General features: G+C 43.0%; 3 protein-coding genes. All 3 read right to left on the reverse strand.

What is annotated here, in order from left to right; all coding sequences use genetic code 11:
* A partial coding sequence (locus ABMY45_RS21370; protein ID WP_349289484.1) for an amino acid adenylation domain-containing protein occupies positions 1-8,635 on the reverse strand: 8,635 nt, incomplete at its 3' end.
* A gap of 9 nt (positions 8,636-8,644) precedes the next feature.
* Positions 8,645-10,366, reverse strand: a complete 1,722-nt coding sequence (locus ABMY45_RS21375) for a cyclic peptide export ABC transporter (RefSeq protein ID WP_349289485.1) — start codon at positions 10,364-10,366, stop codon at positions 8,645-8,647.
* Between the two features lie 61 nt (positions 10,367-10,427).
* The gene (locus ABMY45_RS21380) at positions 10,428-12,722 is read right to left on the reverse strand and encodes a penicillin acylase family protein (protein ID WP_349289486.1); all 2,295 of its coding nucleotides are present in this window, start codon (positions 12,720-12,722) and stop codon (positions 10,428-10,430) included.
* Positions 12,723-13,365: the final 643 nt, after the last annotated feature.

The raw sequence follows: 13,365 nt of genomic DNA on the forward strand, positions 1-13,365 counted from the left end.
ATAAAACCTCACCTTGCGCCTGCAATGCTTTACTGAGGTGATTATCAAGAGCTTCCCCGCCACATAAAATTGTTAAACCTGATATGGGCTGCCAGCGCCCTTCCGCCAGTAACATTTTCCAGCTTGCGGGGGTTGCCTGCATCATATTGATATCACCTCGGTGTAAGCGTGAAATCAACGCTCCCGGGTCCCGCCGCATCGCATTATCCGCCAAGTGTACCGTCCCCCCAACTAACAAAGGTAGAAACAACTCTAGTACATGAATATCAAAGCTAATGGGAGTCACCGCAAGTAACTTAGTATCTGAACTCGCACTCAATAACTCTGCCATTGCCGTTAAGAAATTCACGACATTATGATGGCTTACCATCACGCCTTTAGGTTGGCCTGTGGAGCCTGACGTATAAATAACATAAGCGCATGCTCCACTTTCAAGACGCTCCGCCTCCCACTCTAACGACCCTGCACAGCTAAGTAGCTGTTCAACATCATAATAAGGCACTGTGCTTGGCAGTTGTTCACAGACCGAAGGCTCACTAATTACAAGGCATGCTCCGCTATCGTTAATCATGTGCGTTAAGCGTGCACTCGGATACTCTGGGTCTAATGGAACATAGGCTGCGCCAACTTGCCACACCCCAAGTAAAGTGGGCAATAACATGATGGTGCGTGGTAAACAAACCCCCACCCGTTGACCTCGTTTCACACCAACCTGCCGAAGCCCTTGTGCAATATGTTTCGCATGTTCAAACAATTGCTTATAGTCAAGCTGTTGCTCAAGGCAGCGTACCGCTATTGCATTTGGGTGGCATTGACCCGCCTGCTGTAGCAGGGTTATTACCGTCTGCTGTGGAATGTGACTACAAGGTCCTTGTCCTTGCCGGATAAGATCAGCTTGCTCGTGCTCTGTTAATAATGACAACAGGCCAATATTTTGCTCCACAGGGGCGTGGACTAAAGCCATGAGCAATCGCGCTAAGTGCACCAACAAGGTATTCGCACGTGACTCACTAAAGAGTTGTTGGTTATAAACAAGATTAATAACCAGTTCGGAGTCTTGCCAAAAGGCATTAAAGGTTAAATCATATTCACTAAAGAGTGCTTCTGGCTGGCACTCAGTTATAGTGATGTCAGCAAGATCCAAACTCGCCTGACGTTGGCTGTGTAAATTCAACATGATTTGGAACAACGGCGCGTGCGCTTGACTACGCTCAGTTTGCAATTGCTCAACCAACTTCTCAAAAGGCACAGCCTGATGTGCTTGTGCATCCTGATTTACGGCTCGGATTTGCTGACAAAAATCAGCTACCGACTGCTCCCCATGGCAATCTAGCCGCAGAACAACATTATTAATAAAGCATCCAATTAATGGCTCTACTTGGGATGATAAACGATTGGCCACTGGGCTACCGATAACGATATCGCGATTGTTACTGTGGCGGCTCAATAGCATTCCCAAGGCGCCATGTAACAGCATAAATAGCGTCATTTCTTGCTGCTGTGCAAAGGTTTTGAGCTGCTCTGCCTGTTGTGCCAAAAGCACAGTGCCAACCTGTTTGCAGGCAAAGGATTGACTTGTCGGGCGTGCTCCGTCACAAGGTAAGTCATGGCGCTGGGGTAAGTCAGTTAATTGTTCCAACCAGTAATCGAGACTGGGTTGTAGTACTTCTTTACCCTGTTGCTGCTGCCAATCAGCATAATCACTATACTGAATAGCTAAAGGAGGAAGTACCGCAGCCTCCCCTCTTTGCAACCCTTGATAAAGTGCCGCAAACTCTCGATGCAATATCTCTACCGACCAACCATCTGCGATGATGTGATGAAGACTGATCATCAGCACCGCTTCCGTTGCACTTTGCCTGACCAAACTCGCTCTAAATAGTTGCCCTGCTGTTAGGTCAAAACCTCGCTGTCCTTCTTCTGCTTGTAGTGTCTGTATCTTATGCTGCTGTGTTGCAGGCGCTAGTGATGTTAAATCGTAATGCTGTAAGACAAACCTGACCTCACTTTCCACGACTTGCCTAGGCTCACCTTCATGGCTTATGAAACGGCTTCGCAATATATCATGCCGTGCAATAATGCCTTGTAATGCCTGCTCTATATAGTCAGCTGCTATTACTCCTCGCAACTGTAATGTTGAACTCATCACATAATGCGCACTGCCAGGTTGCATCTGTTCAATAAACCACAAACGCTGTTGTGCATATGACAAAGCCGCCGGCTCTGAACTATCTCTGGGCTCAATTATTATGGCTTTATTAACACCAAGGGCTGCGCTATCAATAAACTGGGCTAACGAGCTAAGCGTGCTGAATTGATATGCTTGAGCTGCAGAGAAGTCAATATTAAAGTAGGTAGCAACGGCTGTTGCCATTTTTATCAAAGAAAGTGAGTGCCCACCCAAACCGAAAAAGCTGCTATCTCGGCCAACAGCTTCACACACAATACCTAGCTTATCAGCCCATAATTCAGCTAACGCAATTTCTGTAGGTGTTATTGGCGGTTGTGTAGTCTGTATCTGTGGTTTTGGCTTTGGTAATCGCTCACGATCTATCTTGCCATTTTGAGTTAAAGGCCAATCAGCAACAATAACGATAGCTTCAGGCACCATATAACTGGGCAATTGTTGCTGCAAGTGTACCCGAAGTAACTCTACTAATTGTTTATCGGTGTCGTTGATGGGCTGAACATATGCAACAAGCTGTTTATCAATAGCGCCTTGCTGTAACACCACCAAACTACTCGCTACACCGTTGAATTGGTTAAGACAACTTCGGACTTCATCCAGCTCTACACGGAATCCACGAATTTTAACTTGCTGATCTACACGCCCAATAAATGCCATTACGCCTGGGCTAATATAACGAACATAATCGCCCGTGCGGTAGATCATTCGTGGAAGAGTGCTACCCTCAGAATAAAATGGATTCTCCACAAACCGTTCACGAGTCATCTCATCCTGATTTAAGTATCCTAGCGCAAGTCCATGCCCACCAACACATAGTTCTCCTTCCGCACCAAAAGGAGCGAGTCTATCCCCCTGCAAAATATAGACATGATCTCCAGGTAATGCCTTGCCGATAGGAATTGAGGTAGGAGCTACTTCATTAATCAAATGACATGTTGTAAATGTCGTATTTTCCGTTGGGCCATAACCATTCCAGAGCTGAACTTCAGGCAACTTCTGTTGACATAACTTTACAGCAGCAACATCTAACACATCACCACCTGCGATGACATTCTCAAGAGTGTGATGTTCGGGAAGAGACTGAGCCCATTGGCTGAACAAACCAGCGGTCAACCACAAGGTATTGATCTGCCAAAGCGCTAACTGTTGATTTATTTGCTCAGGAGTGACAAATTTTTCAGGGTAAACAACGCAGGTTCCACCGTTAAGTAGCGGTCCCCAAATTTCGAATGTTGCTGCGTCAAAAGCAATGTTTGCACAGTGCAATACCTGTGTCATTGAATTAAGTGGAAAATACTCGGCGTCACAAACTAAGCGTAAAATCCCTTGCTGTGAGGTTAAAACACCTTTTGGCTTACCTGTCGACCCAGATGTGTAAATAACATAAGCTACTTGCTCAGGAGGAGTAGATATTGCGGGCTTGCTCAGCAGCTTAGCGGTATCAATCAATCTTTCCAAATAACCATCACAGAGTAGCAGCTTAGTACCTTGGAAAAATGTGAGTGTACTGCTAAGACTTGGTTCAGTTATTACAAGCGACAACTGAGCATCAGTTACAATATTCTCAAGTCGCTGTTGTGGTTGATTACTATCAAGAGGTACATAGGCGCCTCCAACTTTCAGTATTGCCAACATCAAAACTAGCATTTCTACGCTACGAGATACATGTAAGCCAACTAGCATTCCTGATGTAACGTTATACTTTTCAACTAGAGTGTGAGCGAACTGATTTGCTAGGTGGTTTAACTCTTCATAACTATATTTTTTATTCTTTGCAATGACAGCCACTTTATCCGCATATTTCAGCGCAATGGATTCAAAGCGTTGTGATACTGATTGATTTATTGGGTAAGGGATTTGGGCTTGGTTTAAAGTATGGATTAAATAGTCTTGCTCGGACTGAGTTAACATTTCAAGCTGAGCAGTACTGCCCTCATGGTTGCTTAGCACGCTTCTCAAAAGCTGCCAAAAGTGTTGATCTAAGCTCTCAATTAAGGCATGGTCAAAACAGTTCTGATCGTAATACCAATTAAGACATAGCGTTTTGTGATCAAAGCTAAACTCTAAGTGCAGATCAAACTTTGCTTTACTTTGATGTAGCTGAAGTAAGGATAAGTTTGTTCCAGATAAGAACAGCTGCTCAGGAGCAATCCCCTGCTCAAAATCTTGTTGTTGCGTCAGCATTATTTGAAATAAATTACGCCCTTGCTCTGGTGCTAAACGTCTCACCAGTTCCTCGTAAGAGGCCTCTTGGTTGGCTTGCGCTTGCCTGTTAACATCTTTTATTTGGGCGAAGAAATCGGTAAGTAGCGTATCCTCTACCTGAGTTCTCAACACCAAGATATTGACAAAGAAACCTATTAGACCTTGAGTTTCTAAGGTAAGACGATTTGCAGCCGCCGTACCCACAACAATGTCGGTACTATTGCTATGACGTGCTAATAACAAAGCCAGAACCCCATGAACTAGCATAAATGGGGTCATTTGATTATCTTTTAATTGCGCTTCCAAAGGTCGCTTTAAAGCGTCAGAAATACGACTAGAATATTGACCTTGCTGGCCTCGTTGCTCTGCTCGTTTGGAAACGTTTAGATATGCAGTTGTTGGCAAGTGGGCAAGCTGGCTTTGCCAATAATTATATTGCTGAGCCAATTCGTCGCTATTTTCTCTATCTCGTTGCCACAATGCGTAATCTTTATATTGAATTGGCAGCTCTGGTAGTTTTACTTCTTTTTTCTGCAATGCTAACTGGTATGCAGTTGCAAGTGCTTGACAAAAAATCTCCACTGACCAACCGTCAGCGATAATGTGATGTAAATTTATCACTAAAGTGCCTGACTTTACTTTGTCATCACCAACACCACTTTGCAGCAATACATCCACGTTAAAAAGTGTGTCACGGCCGAGTTCAAAATTATATTCCTGTTGTTCTTGAATATACCTTTGTCGAGCTAATTGATAATCTCGCGCTGTAAGCTGGGAGTAATCAATCACTCTTATGTAGTCATCTCGGGGAGCAGAAATAACTTGAACTACAGAGGAGCCATCTTGAACTAGGTTAGTACGTAGGATCTCATGCTGCGTCGCCAAAGCAATCAAGGCTTTATTCAAGCTATGAATATCGATATGTTCAGAAAACTCAAAAGCAGCTAGCATGTTGTATTCACAACTACCACCTTGTAGCTGATCCAGTGACCACAGCCTTAACTGGGCCATTGACAGGGGGTAACGCTCAGCAGAAGGTTGAGGCAATATTGTTGTGAGGTTTTCAGTCGCTTGGCTCGCAGCATTTAGCTGCTCAGTTAAAGCGGCAATCGTTGAAGCTCTGAATAAAGTCGCCAAGTTAATATCAACTTTAAACTCGCGCTTTAATCCCGAGAGCATGCTGACCGCCAGCAAGGAATGCCCACCCAAAGCAAAAAAGTCGCTTTCTGGCGCGAACTTGGCAATAGAAACATTTAACAGCTTTGACCATATCGAAGCCACACGCAACTCCATTTCGCTCAGGCTCATCTTTGAGTTAGCACCATCACACAAGGCGATTTGTGGGAGCGCTTTCAGATCTATTTTGCCATTTGCTGAAATCGGCCACTGCTCCAGCAACATAAAACCACTTGGTATCATATAGCTGGGTAGTTCCAATGCTAATGCGCGTTTAATCTGCGCCAATAATTCTTCGGTTTTGTTATCCACAGCTTTAACATAGGCATTAAGCTGAGCTTCAGAGCCTGAGGAATCGAGTACGACGATAACCGAGTCGACACCACTTATCTGTTTGATATGATTTTCAATTTCTCCAAGTTCAACTCGGTGACCACGGATTTTAACTTGCTTATTATTACGCCCTAAATATTCAATGTTCCCATCACTTCTAAAACGACCTATATCTCCGGATTTATACATTCTTGCGTCGGGTTGATTTTGCCAAGGATCTGCGAAAAACGTTCGTGCCGTTAGATCCGGACGTTGCCAGTATCCGCGCGTAACTTTACTTCCTCCAATGTATATTTCTCCAGGTACTCCAAATGGAAGCGGACGTTGCTTTGAGTCTAGAATGTACAGTTGAGTGTTGGGATCTGCACGACCTATTGGTACCCTATCTTGGATATCTCCATTTTTCTCAATCTCAAAACAACAGGCTGAAACCGTTGTTTCTGTGGGCCCATAGGAATTGATTAGCCGAGCTGTAGTATTCGTTTCATTTAGCCATTTTCTGACTTTATCTACCGCTAACGCTTCACCACCTAAAATAATAAGCTCAATACAACTCGGTATCTGACCATCAAGCTCGACTGCAAGTCGATGCCAAAACGCGGTCGGTAAACTAAGCAAGTTAATTTCGTACTTTTGACAAAATTGCCAAAAAGCATCAGCACTTCCCAAGCAGGTTTCACTACGTAACACTAAAGTTCCACCATGTACCAAGGCGACAAAGATTTCTTCTATTGCTGTATCAAAGCTCAATGAAGCAAATTGTAATACTCGCTTACCCGCAGTCATGGAATATTTGTGCTGTAATGGCAGGATAAATGCTGCTAGCTGGCGATATTCAACCATCACCCCTTTTGGTTTGCCGGTGGAGCCTGAGGTATACATGAGATAAGCTAAATCGTCTGACTTAGTAGGGATAGAGACTTGCTGATATTCGTATTGTTCAAGCGTCAGATCATCGCTGTTGATGACGGTGCAACCAAGGCTTTGGTTATTTTGATTTTTTAAGTTAGCAAGCCCTGCATTGTCGGATAAGCATAACACTGGGTCGGCATCAGCAACCATAACTTGAAGACGCGCTAGAGGAAGGGCCATATCACATGGTACATAGACAGCTGCCACCTTCATAATCGCCAGTATATTGACAATAAGTGCTATACTGCGTTGCTGGTAAACTAACACTCGGTCTTGTCTTTTCACACCTAACATTAACAAATGTTGGGCCATTGCATCTGCACGACGCTCAAGTTCGGCGTAGCTAATCGTTTGATCTGCTGCAATCACAGCCGTCCGCGCAGCAAGGTTGTTGCTATGCAAAGCGATTTGCTGATGTAGTAAGGCTTGCTCGGTATCTAACTCGTCAATCGGTGTATTTTTTAGCAGCGCGAACCTTTGCTGATCTTCAGCAGAGAGAATCTCAATATCAGAAACTGGAGTTTCAGCACTTTGTAAGGTGATCTCTTGCATCACGACCATTAGCCTTTCTAACAACTGAGTGCCTTCAATTTCATTGAAATAAGCAAGGTTATGATCAAGCATTAACGCTGGTGATAGTTCCTCACCATACTCCCAATAAGTCACCGTAACTGGAGTTATTTCATGTAGATGTGATACATACTCAAGAGACTCGGTACCATTTTCAAAATTCAGGGAGCTATCCAATTTTAAATAGTTAAAGGCAATATCAAATAGTTGATTTTCTTTGCCTGAACTACCCAATGCATTGACCAAGTGCCCGAAGGGAAAACGCTGATGTCGAAAGCACTTTTTCTGCCGATTTGCGATATCTTTGACTAACTCCAGCAACGACTTCTCACCTGCGCAATTAAGTGTTGTTGGACTGATACTGGTAAAAGCCCCCAGCATCCGCTTTTGTTTAGCACCGTTACGGTTATGAAAAGATAACCCTATGTTCAATTCCGTTAATTGGTAAGCTTTGGAAAAATAGATGCTTACTCCAGCTAATACCAATTGAGCAACACTCACTCCCCATGCTTTAGCTCGAGCAACCATGCTTTTGTGTAACTGCGTAGGAATATCAAGTTGTATTCGGTTACTCGGTGTATGTTGTTGGCGCCAGCTTTCTTTATGAGTACGGTTAAAAACTCGTGCTTGAGGCGTTATTCCCTGTTCAAGCCAAAATTCTCTATCTCTTTGATACTTTAAACTTGCTACATAATTTTCGTCGTCTGCGACAATTTCAGCCCAGAGCCCCATCTTTGATTGATGTTGTGGGTCTTGACCACGATAATACTGGCTCAATAAATCAGCCCAATTTGCAAATCCCCAACCGTCCATCATGACATGATGAGCAATCGCTACATACCAGTATTCATTCACGGAAAGCTTGACCAAATAGGCATCGTATAACGGCTGCTCTTCAAGCTGAAACGCTTCTGCAAAACGCTGCTGCAGCCAAACTGTGGCATGCTCAAGAGGAGTTGAGTAGGCCGAAAAGTCGAGTACTTCTAAATTAGTAAATCTAGAGTCACTAAAATACTGAGATATGCCGCTTTCACTCTGGCGCACTCTCATTCCAAATATTTCATGATTTATGACTAGCTTTTCATGAGCTGCTTTAATCCGACTTTCGTCAATCGCTCCCAACTTAATATAGCCACCAACATTATATAGTGGGTGCTCAAGATACTGTTGTTGGTCCAAATAAATGTCGCGCTGCGTTAAACTCAACGCTAAGTAGCAGGTTGAGCCTTGCTTTTGTCCATCCATCATCATCTTCCTAGCTCATTGGATTATCGCGTTCAACTGGCCACTTAGTTGTTTAAGTTCTGTTGTGGGAGAGGGGTCGGTAGCGATTGGTTGCAAGATTGATAGCTGACCTTGCTCCATTCGGATCACCTTATCAGCGATTTTGAAGTACCTGTCATCGTGGCTTATAACTACTACGGCTTTATTTGCTGACTTTAATTGCGGAAGAATTTCCGTATAAAATATTTCTTTAAACTCGGGGTCTTGATCGGCTGCCCATTCATCAAAAAGGTATAAGCTTTTATCTTCAAGGACACTAACCAAAAGTGCTAATCTCTTTCTCTGCCCATCCGATAACGAAGTCGTTGAAAATGCGTTATCTACAACCTTCACTTTTTCATTAAGATCCAATGCACGAAGCAATTGAGTAATTCTTTCCGGATCCACTTTCAAACCAAAAAGACGCTTAAATAAGTGATAATCAGAGTAAATGGCTGCAACTTCTTCACGGCAACTAGCTAGGCTTTCCATTGTTACTTTTGTGTCACCAAAGTAAATATCGCCTTCTGTTGCTTGATAATGCAGTGTCATCAATTTACTCAGCGTGGATTTCCCAGAACCATTCCCTCCGACAATAAAAACAACCTCACCTTTGCGAATTTCGAAACTCAACGGTCCTACTTTAAATCCGGGTTTATCATCAACACTCAAATATCGAAAACTTACGTCATCAAAACGAATACTTTGCCATTCTGGAAGTGGAGAAATTTTCTCGATAAATTGCTCTTCGGGTAATGTTTCTAGCAGGGTGTTAACTTTCCTAACTGAGACTTTAGCAATCGCAATCTGGGGAATAGCGTTCAAAATCACCGATACTGGACCTGCGATATACAACAACACCATCACTACACCAATCAACTCAGATGAAGATATTTGGTGATAATTGACAAAGACAAAGCTGATCATTCCAATCACCATAAAACTCAAAATATCACCGTAATTCACAGCAACTCGCAGTACGCTTTGCGCTATTTTATCGGAGGCTAGGATATGGCTTTCTTGCTGATGTAATGCATAATCAAAGTAATCGTCACTTTTGGCTCTGTTTAGTTTGAGCTCCTTCGCACCATTAATAATACCGCGGATACCTTCTTGTAAATTATCAACGTGCTTGCGGGACTTTGTTATATATACTCGGCTCACATACATGGGTAATTGATAAGTCACCACACCAAATACAATGCAGTAACCGACAAACAGAAAAACATCTCTATTGAGATAGTAGAGAAAGATCATCATGCCCAGTAGCGTTACACCATTTGTTAATAAATCAGGTAACACTCTCGCTCCCATCACGATCCTCTGAACATCAGTCGTTAGCGCTGCAATCAATTTAGCTGAACCTACTTTTTCCAACGCCACTATTGGTGCTTTACGGATGCGATCGTACATGTCCTTACGCATCTGCGTCGTGACCTCAAGCGCAACACGAGTCAGTAATACTTGTGAAAGTGAACGTGTTACAAAAATAAGGGCACATAAAATAGCAAACGCAATTGCAAATTTGGCACTGCTTACCTGCCAACCAAAGAGTTCTAATTGATCTGACTCTGTTGCCAACCCTCCCAACGACGGCTGAAGCGCTTTTAGGACCAATGGAATAAGAAGTGAATAAGCGATGCCCGCCAGCGCTCCGAGAAAGATGGCACAAAATACCTTGTTAGGCGCCTTTTTTGTAAATACATCAAACAGCTTCATAGTTATCCTTAGTTAGACTAATGCCAAGAAAATAGCGTCGTTTTTCATTTCCATGACGTGCCTAATCACCCGCAATCAATTCAACGTAAGCAAGCTGCGATGGTTCTGCATCAAACCTTTCGAACTCTACTCGACTAAACTTCATAACCATGTCATCGTAATGTTCACTGATCGGATTGCCAGACTGCCCAGTTGAGTTCATGTAGAAGTGCTGCTCAGGATCGCCCATCACTATGATTTGCCTCATACCAGCACCAAAGTTTTGCACAAACCCTTGTGATTTGTCGTAATATGAGGCTGCAACATTGACCGAATGTATTGAGCCGCCAGCAGGAGCCCTGCGCTCAAATAAGCCATCCAATACTCTTATATGACTAAAGGGAGTATGAGCATATTCAGTATGTTGCAACTCTCCCCAATTCCATCCAGCAATGTCTTCACCTAGTTGATTTGATAACACCTGCAAGGCTTTTTTAAACGCTTTATTTATAAGTTGTTGACAATTATCACTAGAGGAGTTTGCTGCACTATCCACACACCATTGCGGATGCTGCAGCAACTCAACAACAGTCGTCAGCGGTAAAGTAGATGCAATGTCCTGCAAAATATCTAGCTGCCCTTGCTGATTCCAAAAGCCAGCCAGCTCGTCCTTTAATAGCAACTTTCTTATCTCACGCTGCCACACAATAAAAATGCTTGGCGCCTGACTATCCGCTGACATATTGCCTGACCAACTTTTCAGCAGCTCTAGCGCTTGACGTTGATGCTCATTCTGCGGTTGAATTTGCTGCGCCAGCGGCAGCAATTTTTTCACTTCAAGATCTAATGTGTCCCCTTGTATGCTCATCATGTCCTTGGCTGTGAGCAGCCTTTCTGGATTTTTTATTAAATCGCTAATCCGCTGACTGCGATAGCTAGGGGCAAATGCATGACTGATAAAATATGGATAAGAATCAAATAACAAACCATCATTGGCTGACACGATAATGCCACTTTCCGGGTTATATAGCTTAGGCATTTGTTGATACGGAATATAACCAGCCCAATCGGTATTAACCCGACCAGCAGGCAATGGGATTACCCCCTCACCAACAGCCCTTATAGGTATGCGTCCTGCTCCAGCGTAACCAATATTCCCTTCGGTATCGGCATAAAGCATATTCAGTGCTGGCGCGACTAAAAAGCTGAGGGCATTTTCAAATGATGACCAATTGTTGGCATAGTTAAGCTTAAAAAAAGCCTCATAAGACGTATCATCAGGGTCTAATCCTGTCCACCTCAGGGAAACAGGGTGCATCATTGACTGCTTGATATCACTGATCAAGGGACCACGCTCAGTGGTTCGAACATTGATTTTTACTGGCTTTATACGTTTATTCAGGAATTCTGGAGTGTCAGCTCTAACCTCTATGATCTCAATTCGTTCACCAAGTGGTTGCCATGAACTCCCAGACTCATATAAGCCTTTTTGGTTAATGTTTAAAGTTTCGAAATATAGGTCTTGCACATCAGCCATCATATTAGTACCCCCCCAGCTGATATGATCGTTTTGACCAAAGATAATCAACGGGGTACCAACCAAGCCCATTCCTTTAGCTGATAGATGCTCACCTTGTTGCGAAAGTGCATACCAATATGAGGGGATTTGCAGTCCTAAGTGCGGATCATTTGCCAGAATAGGCATATTATCTTTGCTATGCTTGCCACTTATAACCCACGCATTACTACCAACATATTGACCACCAAAGTTAAATTGTTTTTGTAACTGCGAGTTACGTCGCATCACATTTTCAAGTGCGACTAAAGTAGATTGTTGATTAAATTCGGAGTATTGAGCAATACTAAACTTACTGGTGATGCCACCAAATAACTGAGTAAGCTGCTTTTCTGGCAAAGACTGAGCGGCAATATAGTTTCGAATCTCATCATTCATATTGCCAGCCAAATTTAGCGCAAACATTTTAACCCAAGCAATAGTATCTATTTCTCGCCATCGCTGTGGTTTTATATCTAGTAAAGTAAACTCAGCTGGATAAACAGTCTGTTGCGCAATCCAATAGTTAATCCCAGCAACATACGCTGTAACTGACTTTTTAGCTTCAGGAGAGAGGTTTTGCCAAGCTTGCTCTGCAGCGCCATAAATTCCAAGGCTTCGTATCCAAATGTCACTTCCTAGAGCATCTCGACCGAGTACTTCGCTCAAGCGTCCTTGAGCCATGCGTTTTTGAAGTTCAAGCTGCCACATTCTATCTTGAGCATGGACAACCCCTGTTGCAAAGAAAATATCTTGATCATCACTACCGTCGAGATAAACAACGCCATTTTGGTCACGATAAACTTTTACATTAGCGCTCAACCATGGAGCCTTTAGCTGCCCTTTGAGTGGCGGGAGGCTTGCCTGAAGATGGTTAACTCCGTATATCAGAATAACGAGTAAAGGTAGTAAGACCACTAAAATTACTCTTGAAATCAATGGGTAACTCTTAAACACGAGCGAACTAATCCTTTTTTATTATAATTTATTTCTAGCACCTGTACTGCTAAACCCAACAACCCCTAAGATCCCCTGAACTCCCAGTGACGACTGCCTCCAGTCACTCGGGCTGTTAAAACGAAATCGTGTTCATGAATGAGCGAGACTTAATCTGTTGAAATTGGCTAAGTCGCTGACTAGGGTAAAATATAACCACAATCAAACTTAACCTTTAGAAAACACAAAATCAACTAAGAAAACAAAAAAATAACACTTGCAACCATTCGTGAAACAAAACAAACTAATGACTAATTTTTCATCTGTTTTAACATCAGCTTTATAAGTAAAGGAAAAACAGCTAGAGGGTATGTGGTCTTGCCAGTAGTGGTCTATTTCATAAAACATGTAACCCAAGATGTTAATCGCGAGATATATCAATTCCGGAACAAAAAATTGCAAATGTATCGAAAGTGGGACTTTTGCCTGCTGTAAGTAAAGTCTTTTAAAAATACATAACCAATTGATT

The sequence above is a fragment of the Pseudoalteromonas sp. XMcav11-Q genome (genome assembly GCF_040104525.1).
In the GTDB taxonomy this organism is placed as follows: domain Bacteria; phylum Pseudomonadota; class Gammaproteobacteria; order Enterobacterales; family Alteromonadaceae; genus Pseudoalteromonas.

Coding starts and splice junctions, on each gene's coding strand:
- ABMY45_RS21375 (WP_349289485.1), bottom strand. CDS start 10,366: ATGAAGCTGTTTGATGTATTTACAAAAAAGGCGCCTAACAAGGTATTT.